Here is a 16,707-nt window from a genome sequence, read left to right as displayed (position 1 = left end):
CCGCGGCCTTGCTTTATTTTAATCCGCCTGCCCTTGGAGAATCGGCAGACGGATAACGAAGGAAGTGCCTTTGCCGGGATTGCTCAGGACCTCGACGCTGCCTTCGTGTTCATCGAGAATCCATTTGGCTATGGATAATCCAAGACCCGTACCGGGCGTAACCCCTCTTGAGGTATCGGCACGATAAAACCGTTCAAATACATGGGGAATCTCGTGAGCTGCCATGCCGATGCCGCTATCCCTGATCGTGAAGACAATATGGTCCGCTGTCGCGGAGGATTGGAGTTCAACCCAGCCTTCCATGGTGAATTTGAATGCATTGTCAAGAAACAGGAACAGCAATTGTTGAAGATAATCCTTATCGCCTGCAAGATAAAGACCCTCCAGCACCTCCATATTTTCTACCCTGAAATGAACCGATTTGGGGATTAATTGCGCTTTTCTTACGACGGCTTCTACAATTGGCTTGACTTCAAAGCTGTTTTTTTGTATTTGCTGCCCCGCATCCGCTCTTGCAAGGAGCAGAAGATCATTAACCAATCTCCTCATTCGGTTGGCTTCATCTACGATGTCGTTAAGCGCCTCCACAGACAGCTCCATCTCATTTTTGTCCGTCAGCCGGTTTGGCGTTCCATTGTAAGCCGTCCATATTTTCTGAAGAAACTCGGCATTTCCGCTAATCGTCGTGAGCGGAGTTCTCAATTCATGGGAGGCATCTGCCACAAAGCGGCGCTGATTCACATATAATCTGTCCAATTCGGCGTAATTCGTCTGAATGCGTTCAAGCATTCCGTTAATCGTTTTGCTTAATAGACTGACTTCATCTGCGGCGTTCTGAAATTGCACTCTTTTGCCCAAATCTTCGCTGCTTTGGATTTGCTGCGTCTCTTCTATTAAAGTGTAGATGGGTTTCAGGGACCGCCTGGCTGACAGCCACCCGATGTACGAAGCCAGGATTACAACCAGGAGCGAGAGGGAAACGAGAAGAAACCGCAAAATCGATAAAAATTTGCTTATAACGCCTATATTATAGGCCGACTGTATGACCCCAACTACGTGATCGTCAAGCATCAATGGATCATTATATATGAGGAAGAGCGAATGCTGGACTTTTGTAGTGACATAATAGCCCTGCTTCTTCTCGTCAAGCGTCTTATGGGAAAAGGGCAGCTCGACCGTTCCCAGGTTTATTGACCTTGCTTGAGCGCCATTGATCAGATTGACCGCCTGGATATACATACCTGTCTGTACCGTATCGAATTTGTCCAACCGGATGGATAGATTCCAGCCTGAAGGGTCAACTTCCAGTTTATATTGGGCGTTTTCCTGAAAAGCATTGGTTTGAGCCTTAAGCGACGACTTCAGATCGTTAAAAATATACAGCTGTAAGAAGCTGTATAAGGCAACGCCAAACAGGAGCAAGGTGGAAGCCAGGATGCATGAGTATAATAAAGTCAACCTCAAGCGGATTGTCATAAAGTCCTCCGATTGCTTTTCCTTTATTATCCAACCCCTAACTTAAAGCAGCCTTAACAGAACATAAAAAAGAGGAACTGCTCCGAAGCAGCCCCTCCATTCCATACATTCACCATATACTGCTCAACCGGCTCCCATGTCCATTTCGGCTTTGACCGGCAGGCCCGCCTGCGCGTGCTCCGGTGCTTTCTGGTTCATGATCGGCATCATGACCAATGCGCCGAGAAGGAACAGCAGGCCTGAGCCGGTATAGATCGATACCAGCGAGAACGCATCCTTCAACACGCCGGCAAAAGACATGGAGACAACCATCATGCCGACGAACATAGGATTCAGCACCCCGTTCACCCGGCCGACAATGGAGGCGTGCGACCATTTCAGGATCATCGTGCTGATCCCGATATGAATGCAGGGGAATACGAGCCCGTTCAGAAACTGCACGGCAAGCGTGATTGGCACGCTCGTCGAATACCCGACAATGACCGTGCAGACGGCGCCAACCAGCATGCCGATGGCAAGCAGGAGCTGCGGTGCGACACGCTTCGCGAAAACAGCTACGAGCCCGCCGCCGATCAGCATGGCGACACCATTGACCATCAGCAGGTATTGCAGAAATTCCTTATCCCTGCCGAGCCGCTCCGTGACGATGAACAGATTGAGCGCCTGGGCAACGCCCACGGCGAGACCGGCCAGAACGAACGCCAATCCGAGCATCCGAAGCACCTGACTCTGCCAGACATAACGGAAGCCCTCGACGAATTCTTTGCGGAACTGACCTTTTACGGCCACTGCCCGCGGCTCCGACTTATCCTGGGGCAGGCGGAACAGGACGAGAGCGGAAAGCAAAAAGACCACGCCCATAACGGCTATTGACGTTTCCAGTCCAAACGTGCTGTAAGTAAAGGTACCAATCATCGGCCCAAGCACCATGAAGATTGCCATCAGCGACTGGAACAATGCCATCCCTTGCTGCAGCTGCTCTTCCGGCACATGCTGCTTGAACAGCCGCATGCCTGAAGGCTGCGAGAACTGCGAGAGAATGGCCGAGATAAATGCGACCAGGTAAACGGATTGCCAGGATCCGAAATGAATGGTCAGCAGCACGACGAACACCGATACCGCAGACAACGTGTCGCACCAGATCATGGTCAGCTTTGGCTTCCAGCGGTCGGCGAACGTGCCTCCGATGAACGAAAATACGAAAATAGGCGCGAACTCCGCTATGCTGATCAGCGATATCGCGTACGGATCGTTGTTCGTTCTATCCGCAACGTACAGGAGAATCGCGAAATTACGTACCCAAATGCCGAGCTGCAGCAGCACATTGGATAATAGAATCGTCTGCAGGAAACGATTGCCGAGAAGACTCGGCGCGGCAGTGCCTTTCTGTTGTGTATCCAAACTTATTAACCTCCTCATTCATTCATATCCTAAAATATATTGGAAACTCATCCAGGGATCTTGTGAATATTTCCACATATGGTTATTTACAGCTCACTTTTTCCCCATCCCTAATTATACGTTCCTTCTGCCTGTTTTCCTCCTTCCAGGGACTGATTTAATTAAATACTTTGTCATTATTCACACCGTATCCAATTGCTCCGAAAGCGATGTCCAATGATCCTCGATCCAATGTATTTCTTCGATAAACCGGCCAAGCAGCCCGCGCAGCCCGCTTTCCGTGCGAACCTCCGTACGGAGCCACCAGAGGGATTCGATCAGGTAAAGCATGCGCATCCCCCGGGTGAGCGTGCCTTGCGGCACTTCCAATTGTTCACGGTACCCGTCCATAAACGCCCGGGCTGCCTCCATCCGCATCCGGCCGTCCCGCAAAGCCCCCGACAGGACTGCACGGGCCACATCGATTTCCTGATACGCCATCGACATCCGGTCAAAATCGACAATACCGGCCAATCCATGCTCATTCAGCACCATGTTATCCACCCACAAATCCCAGTGCAGCCATCCCGTCGTGCTTGATTCAAACATGCGAAAATCCAATGACCATACAATGGCCTGTGACCGCCTGAGCCACTCCATCACAATCTTATCTTCCGCCGCCTGCGCCTTTTCCCAGTTGTCCTGCCATTCTTTCAGATAGGCGTCCTTGTCCGGCTTCCAGGCAGGCTTGTCCAACGGCGGTACGGACCGCAGCCACTTATGCATTCGCCCGGCCGCCGCGCCTAATTCAAACATTTGAGCGGCATTCAGGCACCCGGCTTGAGCCGTATACCCGTCCACCCAATCCAGCACCGTATAAAACAAGCCCGAAGGCGTTTCCTGTATGAACTGCCCGTTGAAAAGGTAAACCCCTGGACATGGTATTCCGGCGGCGCTCAGCCCGTTCTGCAGCTGGAGCGTCTTCTCGATTGCGCTTCTTCTCTCGGGACGCGCATGCAGCTTGTAGCGCTCCGGGTGATAATACTTGACAAATACCGGTCCCTGGTCCGTTATCATCTTCCACTTGACGTTGAGCCAGCCCTTATCGATTGGCGCCGCTTCCCTCACCGATAGTCCAAACCGATTCTTAAGATGAACCGCGATTTCCGCTGCCCAGTTCTCTTCCACATCTTGAGTCATAAACTGCAAACCTGTCCCTTCAACGATTAGATTGTGATGCATGACGCCCCCTTGCGGCAGCCTTCCATCGATCTTCCATTGTACATGATTAAGCAGAACGATGCCGCACCCGAGTAATTGCCCAAGTCCAAAAGGTCTCCTATCGGCGGAACCGTGAAGGAGGCTGCCTCCCTACTTCAACCTTCTCGACGCCCTGGATCCTGCAGCGCGTCGATGCCCGGGCTTGCGATCGGCGCATAGATATCGTAATCAAACCATTCGATCGAATCGGCCGGAATTTCGAACGGATTGACAGGCGCAAGCCGGTTGGCCTCAAAGCCGTAAACGCCCTCTGCCGTATCCCGCTTATAGCCGGATACGGTGAACCAATCGTTCAAATGGCCGTATGCGTCATCCATATCGCTGCGCCCGCCCTTCACGGCAATCCGCGCATACAAGCGGGCCGGCAGCTCCAACCTGTCCAGGTCGCCAGGCAGTCCGTCGAATGAATCGACCTTTACGCCCGTCCACAATTCCCGGACTCCTGTTGCCCACTGCCATTCGGGTATGAACACGAGTCCTTCCCCGGCTTCTTCCAGTGCGTGATGATCCCCGAGTATCTCCCGGAGCTTTGCCCATGCCAGGCGAGTACCGTGCCCGCTGCGCTCTGAGCGAATGACCGCCGCTCTCAGCTCCGGCTGCTCGACGATCTCGACCCGCCGGCTTTCCTCCGAGGAAGCCGGAATGACGGGAATATGAATGTCCACGACGGCCCGTTCCCTGTCTGTCACAGGAATCGGGTAACGCTCGAAATCGCCCATCACCCGGGGATCCATTTCAAATCCGGACGAGGGCAGCCATTCCTGGTAAATATAATGAAACACGCTTGCCACCTCCGAAAGCGGACCTTCGTGCCGGAACAGCGCATACGTCGCGGGAGGCACATACCTGCTTGCCATACCTTTGGGAATATCTTCGGCCTTCTCCACCTCCAGCCCCGCCAAATAATAAAATTGCGGGAACGACTCTGGAATCATCTTGAAGTCTCTTGTATAATCTTCATACCCGTACAAGACCTGCGGCTCGGCGGAATGCCGAATTTCCCCTATCCGGTCGAGGAATTCATCCCATGCCAAGCGAATCGCTTGTGGACCTGCGCTCGTATAACGCTCAATCCCGACCAAATGAAATCCGTCCTTGCGCACCCATTCCGGTTTTCTCATTTCCCGTCCCCCTGCCCGAGCTTATCGCCCTAATCGTCATAGCCAGTAAATATACGAATATACATTCGCCTTTATTTTGTTAATTCCTGTTATCATCCGGAGATAAAGGAAATTTTATCCGCTCATCTCCCAATATCGGTCTGTGGACTGGCTCAAATTGACTGGCGGCATTGCATGAAGCTATAATACTCAACAAAACAAATAGAAGGACGGTGTCCCCCCCTTTGATTACGGGAACGAAAGTTGAATTGCGGCCTGTGTCGCTGGAAGACTTTAAACGAACATACGAATGGCGCAACGATGAGGAAACCGCAAAATTAGAGTCAGGAACCAGCCTGTTTCGCTTTAGCCATATTCCCTCCGAGCAATTGGAAAGCTCTTATGAGAAAGCAATACTAAATCTGGACAAGCGTGAAGAGGGGAAATTCAGCATCTATACACGCGGGGAGCATCCGAAGCATATCGGCTTGATTGTTTACAGGGAATTGAACATTATCTCCCGGCGCTGTACGATAGGCATCGGAATAGGCGATAAAGAATATTGGAACAACGGCTACGGATCGGATGCCTTGAAGGCGCTCATCCACTATTTGTTCCAAACCATGAATCTCAATCGTGTGCAGCTCGATACCTGGAGTGGAAATATGCGTGCAATCCGTTCCTATGAAAAATGCGGTTTTGTTGTCGAAGGGCGTTTGCGTAATGATGCCTATATTGATGGGAAATACTACGATACCGTTATCATGGGGCTGTTAAAAGAAGATTTTAAATACTGATGTTGCTTGGCGCCTGCAAGCGCTGTTGACAAATCGGGGAGGGTTGCCAAATGGCAGCCCTTCATCTTTTATATTGGCGGATAGCTGCTAAGGCTATATGCTCCCGGCAGCAAAATGGTTGCGTTCTCCTGTCCCGCTAATATTTTCTGCGGAGAATCAGCCAATAAACAAAACCAACAACGACCGTTAAAGACATTAACGTTGTCATACAAACCCGCAGCAACTTATAATCCAACGCTCTCCAGCCTGTATACAAAATGATGAGGGACAGACCGCCAAGCAGGAAAACAAATAAGAAGCTGAAAAGCTTATATCCTAAAAGTGCTGCACGCTCGTCCTTTCCCTCTCTGGCAACTAAAATAATAAGCCCTACAAATACAAAAAAAGCAATTCCAGCCAAACCGTTGGTCAGCGTTATTATCGTATTCATCATGAATCTCCTCCATTATCGTTTACATATTGAAACACTTCCGTTATTTCCGCCCCAAGCGCATTTGCAATTTCAAAAGCCAATGTCAAGGACGGGGTGTATTTTTTATTCTCAATCGATATGATGGTCTGCCTGCTTACCCCTGCCTTTTCAGCTAAATCTTTTTGGGTCATTTTGCTTTCGGATCTTAAAACGGCAATCCGGTTGGTTAATTGCCGGCTTTGTTCCCCCATTTCTAGTCTCATCTCCTTTCTGCAAGTTAAGTTTGCTTTACTTATTGTAAAACAAACTTAACTTAATGTAAAGCTAACTTTACACCAAATTGTATTTCAAAAAACCACCTGTTTTCAGGTGGTTCGGGTTTTTCATCTTTTTCATTAACTGCCTGCATGCGGAGAAGGCTGTCATTCGCCACGACTCCGCTATTTCTCCTCGAATGGAAATTCATCCGTGAGCCCGATACGGGTTATATCTATCGTCTCCCAGCCCAGAGCATAGGCCGGAGAATCCGCAGACAATCGGAATTCCATTCCGTCTTCGCTTTCAAGCAGCAGAGGATCTGCCTCCAACGTATGGGCATCGAATTTGCCTCCCATCACCTTCCGCCATGCCTCCCAGGGCACCGGTGAACGGCCCATCTTGTCGTCGCCGTAGATTCCCGTAACTGTCGGCTCCTGCCCGCCCCTGAAAAAGATATTATAATCCGCCTCCAGCAGGCGGCTGTCGTCCCAATTTACAAAATGATACAGCTGCTCCCCGGAATCACAGGCGATGTTGCGCACTATGGCAATATCCCGGTTCGCTTCCCCCGCCATCTCCTGCGTGCCGAACGCCGCCCTGGCATCGTTGCGGACAAGCAGGTTATTCTCGATGCGGCTGCCGATGCCTTTGGCGAATATCACAAACCACAATACGCCGCTCCCCGCGCTGAAGAGATCATGTATGACATTATGAGCGATCAAATAATCATCCGAGGCGTCGTCCAGATAAATGCAAAATCCGAAGGAAAAATAAATCCCGCTGTGGTGGAACCGATTCCCGATTATCCGGTTGCCTCTTCCGGCCCCCCATGACTCGAACATGCCGCCATCCTGGCTGTCCTTCATCACATCGGAAATATCGTTCCAGGCTATGAGATTATTGCGGGCATGGAGGAAATCCCAATGATTGTCCCACGTTACTTCCTCGTTGTAGTAACTGCCCTCCATCAATTGATAACGGAGCCCTTTGACCGACATGCCGTAGCGGGGCATGTCATGGATGCGGTTATGGACAATACAATTGTCTCCGCTCTGGTACAATTGGATGCCCGAGCCATGTCCGACCAGTTCTCCGCAGCTGCGTATCCAGTTGTTCCGGATGCTGTTAAGCTTGTTCGTGTACGACTCTCCGGCATTCTTGAACGGACCGCCGCCCGGCTCGGCTCCAATCAGATAAATGCCATTATGTCCGATATGCCCGATCAGATTCCCCTCGATGCGGTTGTTCCGGCAGCTTCCGTTCAGCATGACCCCGCTGAAGCCGGAATGCCGCAGACGGCAGCCGAGAACGGCGATATGCTCGGCATTTTCCATATAAACAAGCCCTTCCCTCGCTTCCGGATACTCGCAATTGTTATGGGGCATACGATACTCATCCGTAAAATCCGACCCTTCAATCGACAAGCCTTCGAATATCAGGTTCCTTGCAGGGGCTTGACAGGAGCTTCCCTTAACCTCCAGGACCCGCTTCACTGATGGAACAACAATCCGCTGGTCTTCAATCGGCAGCTTCCTGGGATAATAATATAGCTCCCCCGCCTGTTCATCGAAGTGGAATTCGCCCGGCTCGGTCAGCAGCTCAAGCGCACCCTGGAGCCGGTAGCGGGAGCCGCGGTCGATCCCCCAGGGTGCCGGCTCCTTCAGCGAAATAACGGCTTCATCCCAGTCAACTGCCGCCACGGACTTCGTCTCCGTGAACCAGTTCCATTCCCCTTCTCCCGGCCAGATATGCACCTGCGCGCTGCTGCAATCGATCCGTTCAGGCATATCCTCCGGGTGAAACGAGAAATCGCCGCCGCCCTTGCCCCTGCCATTGCCCGCTGCAGCATAATAGCCGGCTTTGGGACTTCGGGCCTTATGCGATCGGACTCCGTTCTCGAACAAGGTATGAAAGGAATGTCCGGTTCCCAGATGAATGCGGTAGATCCCTTCCCGGTAGCGTGACCACCCTTCCGCTAAAATCCGGCCCCCGACCAGAACCGGATGCTCTCCGCTCACATTGCGGTAAGTAATGGTCCCGCCGCCGCCGCCGGAATCCCGCTCATCAAAATGAAGAGGGCTTGTAAGCTCGTAATCGCCTCCGGCGATCCACACGACGGCATTTCCCGTTATGCTGCCAGCCTGTGCTCTTGAACGAAGCTCGTCGCGGGCCCGTTCAATGCTGTGGAATGGCTTGTCCTTCGTGCCGGCATTGCCGTCGTCTCCATGAAATACGGATACATATAACTCGTTAGCTCCGTCAGTCATCGCTGTTCCCCTCTCCCTTAAGCGGACTCCCATAACGGGATTCACCGCAAGCCGCCTGGCTGCCAGTCAGACCCCCTCATGCTCCACGTTATCATCAATCGTCCGAATATTTGCATGCTGCTGCCATCATGACATATTTAAGCGGTTCAATCATAGAATACGATCTTCGAAAAGATGTACAATTCCCATGTACAATATTCGAATCCCTGCATATTTTCCGTCTTCCCGCGATATTGTTGATCCTTCCGATGACAGCCGGCTGGAAAGCGGTTACAATATATTTCGTACGGTAAGGGGGCTGATAGTTAATGAAGATATTTGAATTTTACCGATCCAAAAAATACCTGCAGCGGGTCATGTTCTCCATTATGATCTCGATGGTTATCGTACTGACGGCCCTGTCTGTAACCAATACTTATATCCTGGAGCGATCGGTGAAGAACATCCAGGAGGAGTCCAATCTGAAGGTGCTCTCGCAAATTCAATATAATTTATCGTATATGAATGAGATCATTACCCATCTGTCGAATTTTGTTTACCGCGACAATCTGCTGATCTCCCTTATGTTCAATGATGGCCTGCCCAAGATGGACATGATCCGCAGCTACCGGCAGATGACCAATATTCTGGAGAGCTCCTCCTTCCTGCATTCCATGGTCGTCTATAATCACTCGCAATCGGAGCTGTACGGCACGACAAGCACCTTCCTGCTGGATGGCGGAATCATGAAAGCCAAAATCCGCAATTGGCTGCTCGATACCAGCCATACGCTTCCGACCTCCCGGTTGATTCCCATGAGCCTGGAGACGGAGAATGGCCAGATCGATACCTTCGCCTTCATTGTGACCGATTCCCTGAAGCCCTTCGCAAGCTCCCAATCCGCGATTATCCTGTTCATCAAATCCGATTGGGTATTCGACAGTCTGAAGAAAATGAACATCGTGAGCAGCCGCGAGCAGGGCCAGATTTATATCAAGGCTCAGGATGGCCGCTTATATTCGTCGAATCATAATGAAGCCTCCTCCCCCGGGGAGAACCAGACGCAAATCGGACAGCTGCTCAGCCGGGACATGGAAAACTCCAGGCAATCGTCCGGTTTCGTTATCGGAGATATCGGCGGGAGCAAGAGCATGGTTACCTATCTGGATGACAGCATCCGCGGCTGGACCATTCTCTATGTGCAGTCCTACGGCAAATTGATGGAGGAAGTCACGAGCACCCGGGTCAAATCGCTGGTCATAGCCGGTATTTTTCTCCTCCTGTCCATTGGCTTGTCGATCTGGCTGTCCTATAAGCTGTATCATCCTATCGAGAATATGCTCCAGCGGATTCATCTTCACACCACGGGCGGGCGGCAGTCCAAGCACCGCTCCCGGGATGAACTTCACTTGATGAGCGACCAATATTTGCGTCTTTCGGAGAAGCTTCAGGAGATCAGCTCCGAGCAGATTGTAAGTAAATATTATATCCGCAAATTTCTGACCGACTCCCAGATGTTCTCCCATAACGATATGCAGCATCTGATCGAGAAGCATGAGCTGAATATCTCGTTGAAGGATGAGCTCCTCGTCTGCGTGCTGAGAATCGACCGGTACGCCGCTTATGACCGGAATACGAAAGGGGAATCCAAGAAGCTTTACAGCTTCGCCATGGTCAACATTGCGCAGGAAATCATGTCCGGGGTTTATCCATGCGAAGCCGTAGAGGTGCGGGGAGATCAAGTAGTCCTGATCGTGTCCAGAAGCGAAAGTGATATTGAAGCCATCTTCGAGCGCGTCACGCCGCTGCTCCGCGATATTCAGCAGACGGTCAAGCAGTACTATAATCTCTCCTTATCCTGCGGGATCAGTGAAGTTATCTCGCAGTTCCCATTCATCTCGGCGGCTTACAACCAGGCGCTGCAGCTGAGCTCATACAGCATTGTAAAGGGGAGCGGCTCCATCATCACCTCCGGGGATATCCGCGAGAATCTTGCCGGAACGCAGAGGTCCCTGCCGGATACGATCGAGAAGAAGCTGTCCGAAGCCTTGAAGAAAGGACAGATGACCGCGGTTGGCAACGAGCTGGAGAAGGCCTTCTCTCTGATTGCGGCCTTCCCGTATGACGATATGCTCCGGGCGGTGTCCAATCTGGGCTGGATTATCAAGAACGCGACTACGGATATTATGAATAATCGCGTTGCCGCGATTAATGTGGATATGGACTATATTCAACAAATTCCCCAGGAGAGTGAAACACTGGAGGAAATGTACATCTCCCTCCTGTCCATATGCGCCAAAATATGCGAGGGCCAGAAGCCCTCCAATATGGAACGAAATGAGATGGTGCTTGAGACCATCAAGGAATTAATCGAGCAGAAATACGCCGATATCAATTTGAGCCAGCAGTCCATCGCCTCCACGGTCAAGCTGACCTCGGCCTATATCGGCAAGCTGTTCAAGGACAGCTTCAAAATATCCATCACCGAATACATGAACGACGTGCGGCTGCGACATGCACAAATACTGCTGCAGAACGACAGCTTTACGATTGCGGAAGTGATGGAGAAATGCGGCTACGCCAACCAGAGCTACTTCTTCCGTTTGTTCAAAGGGAAGTTCGGCAGTACGCCCAAAGAATACCGGATGAAAAAATCGATTTCCTGATTCCCCATCCTAAATCCAACGCCCTCTCGTCCTGCGCTTCCAGCAGGCAGAGGGCTTTATTTATTCAGGGGGGACTGCCGGTCGCGGAGCACCCGCAGTTTGGCCAAAGCTTGATTTTCAAGGAAAATCCATGAATTCGAATATTGTACACTCCCGCCGTATAGCTTTTCGAAGATCTTATTATATATCCGCCATACCCGGCCATGCCATGATGGGAGCATGAACAGCATGAGCGACAGCTTATACGACAGATGGAGGAGATTTACGATGGAGAAGACGCCGCCCGCCAGATGGCGATGGTTCACGAACGAGTGGAAGCATCTGAAGAAGAACCGGGAGCTGCTGCTGCTGGCGCTGCCTGGCATTTTGTTCAAATTCGTCATTGCTTACATTCCCATGATCGGACTGATTCTGGCCTTCAAATTTTACAGGTATGACCAGGGGATATTCGGCAGCAAATGGGTGGGACTCAAAAATTTCGAATTTCTCTTCAAAGCCCAGGATGCCTGGAGGATTATCCGCAATACTCTGCTCTACAACATCTCATACATCATACTGGGAACGGTGGTCGCCCTGCTTTTCGCCCTGCTGCTTAATGAATTGTCGGGGCGGATGATCAAGATTTACCAGACGACGATGTTCCTCCCCTTCTTCATCTCCATGGTTCTGGTCGGCTATATCGCCAACGCCTTCCTGGATACGAAGAACGGCTACCTCAATACGGTACTCGAATCCCTGGGGCTGTCCACGCATAACTGGTACATGGAAACCACGCCGTGGATCTTCATCCTGCCGCTGGTCGCCGTCTGGAAGGGCGTCGGCTTCTCGACACTGGTGTATTACGCGGGCATTACCGGCATCAACACCGATTATTACGAAGCCGCCAGGCTGGACGGCGCATCCCGCGTTCAGATGATGCTGCGCATTACGCTGCCTCTGCTGAAGCCGCTCATTATTATTTTGTTTATTTTGGGGCTGGGCAATATTTTCCGGGGCGACTTCGGATTGCATTATTTCGTGCCCAACAACGCCGGACCCAATTTTCCGACCACGGATGTCATTGACACCTACGTCTACCGGGCGCTCACCAAGCTCGGGGATATTAACTCAGGAGCGGCTGTTGGTTTCCTGCAATCGGTGGTGGGACTTATTACGGTCGTAACCGCCAATTATTTTGTCCGCCGCATCGATAAAGACAATGCGTTGTTTTAGAAGGAGCATCGACCGATATGACAAATTCAAAAACCATTAACCTGCCCAACGTCGTCATCAACAGCTTTTTCATCGTGGTCTGCTTCCTCATTGCGGTGCCGTTTGCACTGGTCGTGGCCGTATCGATCACCTCCGAGCAAAGCCTTATCCAGCATGGCTATCAATTTATTCCCAGGCAGCTCAGCCTGGAGGCCTTCCGGATTTCCTTCGAGCAGCCGGAGGTTCTGATCAAGGGCTACGGCGTGACCATTCTGGTAACCGTTGTGGGTACGGTATTATCGCTCCTGATGACCGCCATGACCGCCTATCCCATGTCACGCCGGGATTTCCGCTACAACCGGCCGATGACCTTCTACATCTTCTTCACCATGCTGTTCAGCGGCGGACTTATTCCGTACTACATCCTGATTACCCAGTATCTCCATCTCAAGAATACACTGGGTTCCCTGATTATTCCCCTGCTGCTGAATCCCTTCAACATTCTCATTATGAAGGGCTTCCTGGATAAGATCTCCAAGGAGATCATCGAATCGGCCAAGGTGGACGGCGCCGGCGAATACCGGATTTTCTTCCGGATCATCCTTCCGCTGTCGACGCCGGCGCTTGCCACCCTGGGCCTGTTCATTGCTTTCGCTTATTGGAACGATTGGTATTATGCCCTGCTGTTCATCGACAACGATACGTATATCCCGCTGCAGCTGCTGCTCGTCCGCATCCTGTCGCAGATCGAGTTTCTGGCAAATTCCCCGCTAGCGGAGGCGGCCAGCAAGCTGCAGTATGCCAACTTCCCGACCTTGTCCGTGAGGATGGCGATGGCGATTCTCGCAGGCGGGCCGATGCTGGTAATCTTCCCGTTCTTCCAGAAGTATTTTGTGAAAGGAATTGCGGTCGGTTCACTTAAGGGTTAGGACACAGAATGCCGAATGTGGCTCGTACAGCCGTCAGCAGCGCCACACCGCACGCCGGGAGCTGCAAGCGGTGCGAGAAAAGGACAATACAGCTGTCGGCGCGGTGAATCCGGTACTTGAAGGGGGTGATCGGGGCAAGCAATGGCAGGTTATATTTCTGTAGCAGCAAGCGGTTGCTTTCTGCTATGCTCCAAGAAGAAACGCTTCCCCCAGAGCTATAGAGAAAGCGGAAAAAGCAATCTTTCCTATAGGCGAACGATAACAAATGGAGGGTTTACAGATGAAAAATAAAAAAAGATCAATGGCCGCACAGCTCGTCGCATTGCTTCTATGCTTCACCGTTCTGGCCGCATGCGGAAATAACAACAATTCCGGCGGGACAAATGGCGCCAATACGCCGGATACGCCCAAGAACAGCGCCAATACTCCCAATAACGCGGGTACGACAACGGAGAAGAATGAAGAACCTGCGGTTCCTGCGCTTGATGAAGCCAAGCTGACCTTCTACTATCCGGTATCCAGCGCCCCGGGCAAGGACCAGAAGCTGGTCAACGATGAAATCAACAAATATCTCAAAGAGAAAATCAACGCGACCGTCGAGTTGAAACCGCTCACTTTTGACGAATATGAGCCCAAACTCAACGCCATCATGGCAGCGGGCGAAGAATTCGATATTGCCTGGAGCGCAAGAGGCTGGCTCTTGAATTACCAGCCGAATATTGATAAAGGCGCCTTCCTGGAGCTGACCGATGACATGATCTCCAACTATGCACCGGAAGCCCGCGCCAACATCCCGGATAAATTCTGGCCGGATCTGAAGGCGAATGACGGCAAGGTATATGGATTCCCCGTCTACCAAATTGCCGCCAAGCAAAAAAGTCTCGTCATCCAGAAGCGTTATGCCGATAAATATCTGGACCTTGATGTAAACACCATTCATTCCTACAAGGATTTTGAGCCCTTCTTCAAAGCCGTGAAGGAAAATGAGCCGGATGTCATCCCGATGGGCATGGCTCAAAACTCATGGGGCCTGTACGTGGATCCCAATGTTATATTCAGCGATGGCTTGGGAGTCATGTATGCAAAAGACGACGCGACCTATAAAGCAATTCCGACGCTGCAATCCATTGAGGACAAGAAAGATTTCTATGCGACCATGCACGACTGGTACCAAGCCGGCTACATCAACGAGGATGCTCCGATTCTCGGAAATATCAATGATTTGAAGAAAAAAGGCAATGTTGCGGCTGTTCTCGATTTCGTGACGAAGCCCGGCGGCGAAGTCGATGAGATGAACAATAACGGCGGCAATGAGGTCGTCCGCGTCCCGCTCTCCGAATCCTACTTTACCGGAGTGGCCAGCGCCATGCATATTGTCAGCAAAACCTCCAAAAATCCGGAACGCGCCTTGATGCTGATCAATTTGCTTAATACCGATAAATATCTCTATAATCTGATCTGCAACGGTATCGAAGGCACGCACTATACCAAGAAGGACGATGCTTACATCGAGCCGATTAAGGATTCCGGCTATGCGCCCAATGTCGATTGGGTGTTCGGCAATCAATTCAACGCTTATCTGAAAGCGCCTCAGGCTGCGGATGTGTGGGAGAAAACAATCGCTCTGAACGAAAGCGCGCTGGTGCCTGTCTCCTACGGGTTCTCCCGCAATGATGATGCCATCAAATCGGAGGTTGCCAATACGCTCGCGGTCAATAACGAATACCAGGTCGCCATCGAGACCGGAGCGGTCGACCCTGCCAAGGAAGTGCCGGAGTATATCAATAAGCTGAAAGCATCGGGCCAGGAAAAAATCGATCAGGAAACCGATAAACAGTGGGAAGCGTTTCTGACGGATAAAGGTCTTTAGTAAGGTTAATCATTCACGTGCTAAATGTCCGGTGAAAAAAGCGGGCTGCGCATGCGGAAACGTCTTACGATAGCCGCAAGTGACAAACGCGTCTTTTGATCAGGCGCATTGGCAGCCTGAAATGACTTCTGCTTAAACTTTTCATGAATAGACAATTGAATTCTGGATAAACATAACAAAGCCACCCGGGTATTAACCGGTTGGCTTTGTTGTGATTAATAAGACTGGCAATTTCATGCAGATTACGCTCCGTAACCGCCATCGATGTTCAATACCGTACCCGTAACGTAAGAAGCTTCCGGACTAGCCAGGAATACAATGCCAGCCGCGATTTCTTCCGGCCGTGCAAAACGGCCAAGAGCTGTAGTCGCATTGAAGTGGGAAGCAAACGGGCCGTCGGCAGGATTCATCTCCGTATCGACAAATCCGGCCTGCAGAATATTTATTGTTATGCCTTTCGCTGCCAAGTCGCGGGCAGCGCCCCGGCTGTAACCAGCGATTGCGGATTTTGTGGCCGTGTAGTCGGCAAGACCGGAGAAACCTGTACGTGTACCAACGCCTGAACCCATGCTTATGATACGGCCGCCTTCACCCATCACTTTAATCGCGGCGCGAATTGCGGCAACTGGACTGTTAAAGTTAATGTTCAATTGACGATCGAAGTCCGCCACATTATTCTCCGGATTATCGATGGGAGCGAATACGGTAACCCCAGCGTTGTTGACAAGGATATCGAGTCTGCCAAACCTTTCGACAACTGCCTTCACAAGCTCTTCAGCAGAAGATGGATCAGCTTGATCCGCTTTAAACGCGGCCGCCCGAACCCCTTTCGCTTGCAGTTCACGTACAACAGCTTCAGCTTGTTCAGCTGATTTACCGTAGCTGATTGCCACATCTGCGCCTTGATCAGCCAGCGCCCGAGCTGCTGCTGCTCCAATACCGCGAGTACCCCCTGTAACGATAGCAACTTTACCCGTAAGTTTGTTTGACATCCTTAACCACTCCCTCAATCCAATTTTTTAGTGCTCGCTAAATATATAGCATGAGGTTTGGTTTTGTCAAACTGGAAATATATCCACTCACAAGTGGGAGGATTTAAAA

At 51.1% G+C, this 16,707-nt stretch carries 13 protein-coding genes; 5 read left to right on the top strand and 8 right to left on the bottom strand.

Going from position 1 to position 16,707, the window contains the following annotated elements; all coding sequences use genetic code 11:
- Positions 1-18 precede the first annotated feature (18 nt).
- The 4 genes from ACFOLF_RS21865 to ACFOLF_RS21850 all read right to left on the bottom strand — a co-directional run bounded on the left by ACFOLF_RS21865 (position 19) and on the right by ACFOLF_RS21850 (position 5,258).
- Complete coding sequence (locus ACFOLF_RS21865; RefSeq protein ID WP_210045778.1) at positions 19-1,476, bottom strand: sensor histidine kinase; 1,458 nt, start codon at positions 1,474-1,476, stop codon at positions 19-21.
- A gap of 123 nt (positions 1,477-1,599) precedes the next feature.
- Entirely contained in the window at positions 1,600-2,877 is a 1,278-nt protein-coding gene (locus tag ACFOLF_RS21860; protein WP_379113702.1) for an MFS transporter, read from the bottom strand.
- Between the two features lie 180 nt (positions 2,878-3,057).
- Positions 3,058-4,098, bottom strand: coding sequence for a phosphotransferase enzyme family protein (locus ACFOLF_RS21855; protein ID WP_210045780.1), 1,041 nt, complete (start codon positions 4,096-4,098; stop codon positions 3,058-3,060).
- A gap of 134 nt (positions 4,099-4,232) precedes the next feature.
- Complete coding sequence (locus tag ACFOLF_RS21850) at positions 4,233-5,258, bottom strand: GyrI-like domain-containing protein (RefSeq protein ID WP_210045781.1); 1,026 nt, start codon at positions 5,256-5,258, stop codon at positions 4,233-4,235.
- 224 nt (positions 5,259-5,482) lie between these two features.
- Here ACFOLF_RS21850 and ACFOLF_RS21845 point away from each other — a divergent pair, with 224 nt between their 5' ends.
- Positions 5,483-6,034: a GNAT family N-acetyltransferase gene (locus ACFOLF_RS21845; RefSeq protein WP_210045782.1), complete on the top strand. Its 552-nt coding sequence runs from the start codon at positions 5,483-5,485 to the stop codon at positions 6,032-6,034.
- Between the two features lie 136 nt (positions 6,035-6,170).
- Here ACFOLF_RS21845 and ACFOLF_RS21840 read toward each other — a convergent pair whose 3' ends face one another.
- From ACFOLF_RS21840 to ACFOLF_RS21830, 3 genes are all read right to left on the bottom strand, one after another.
- Complete coding sequence (locus ACFOLF_RS21840) at positions 6,171-6,467, bottom strand: hypothetical protein (protein ID WP_210045783.1); 297 nt, start codon at positions 6,465-6,467, stop codon at positions 6,171-6,173.
- Entirely contained in the window at positions 6,464-6,697 is a 234-nt protein-coding gene (locus ACFOLF_RS21835) for a helix-turn-helix transcriptional regulator (protein ID WP_210045784.1), read from the bottom strand. The genes ACFOLF_RS21840 and ACFOLF_RS21835 overlap by 4 nt, the downstream gene beginning before the upstream one ends.
- Before the next feature lie 189 nt (positions 6,698-6,886).
- Positions 6,887-8,971, bottom strand: coding sequence for a right-handed parallel beta-helix repeat-containing protein (locus ACFOLF_RS21830; RefSeq protein WP_210045785.1), 2,085 nt, complete (start codon positions 8,969-8,971; stop codon positions 6,887-6,889).
- A 308-nt stretch (positions 8,972-9,279) separates the two neighbouring features.
- Between ACFOLF_RS21830 and ACFOLF_RS21825 the strand changes: the two genes are divergently transcribed.
- From ACFOLF_RS21825 to ACFOLF_RS21810, 4 genes are all read left to right on the top strand, one after another.
- The gene (locus tag ACFOLF_RS21825; protein ID WP_210045786.1) at positions 9,280-11,616 is read left to right on the top strand and encodes a helix-turn-helix domain-containing protein; all 2,337 of its coding nucleotides are present in this window, start codon (positions 9,280-9,282) and stop codon (positions 11,614-11,616) included.
- 228 nt (positions 11,617-11,844) lie between these two features.
- Complete coding sequence (locus ACFOLF_RS21820) at positions 11,845-12,828, top strand: ABC transporter permease subunit (RefSeq protein ID WP_210045787.1); 984 nt, start codon at positions 11,845-11,847, stop codon at positions 12,826-12,828.
- A gap of 17 nt (positions 12,829-12,845) precedes the next feature.
- The gene (locus tag ACFOLF_RS21815) at positions 12,846-13,736 is read left to right on the top strand and encodes a carbohydrate ABC transporter permease (RefSeq protein WP_210045788.1); all 891 of its coding nucleotides are present in this window, start codon (positions 12,846-12,848) and stop codon (positions 13,734-13,736) included.
- A 280-nt stretch (positions 13,737-14,016) separates the two neighbouring features.
- Positions 14,017-15,606 (top strand): ABC transporter substrate-binding protein, encoded by a 1,590-nt coding sequence (locus ACFOLF_RS21810; RefSeq protein ID WP_210045790.1) that lies wholly within the window; start codon positions 14,017-14,019, stop codon positions 15,604-15,606.
- A 242-nt stretch (positions 15,607-15,848) separates the two neighbouring features.
- On the opposite strand, the gene ACFOLF_RS21805 is transcribed toward ACFOLF_RS21810, so the two are convergent.
- Positions 15,849-16,598 carry an SDR family NAD(P)-dependent oxidoreductase gene (locus tag ACFOLF_RS21805; RefSeq protein ID WP_210045791.1) on the bottom strand — a complete coding sequence of 250 codons (750 nt, stop codon included), beginning with the start codon at positions 16,596-16,598 and terminating at the stop codon, positions 15,849-15,851.
- Between the last annotated feature and the right edge of the window lie 109 nt (positions 16,599-16,707).

The sequence above is a fragment of the Paenibacillus sepulcri genome, assembly GCF_042647105.1.
GTDB classification, from domain to species: domain Bacteria; phylum Bacillota; class Bacilli; order Paenibacillales; family Paenibacillaceae; genus Paenibacillus_Z; species Paenibacillus_Z sepulcri.
This window is presented reverse-complemented; position numbering and strand designations above follow the sequence as displayed.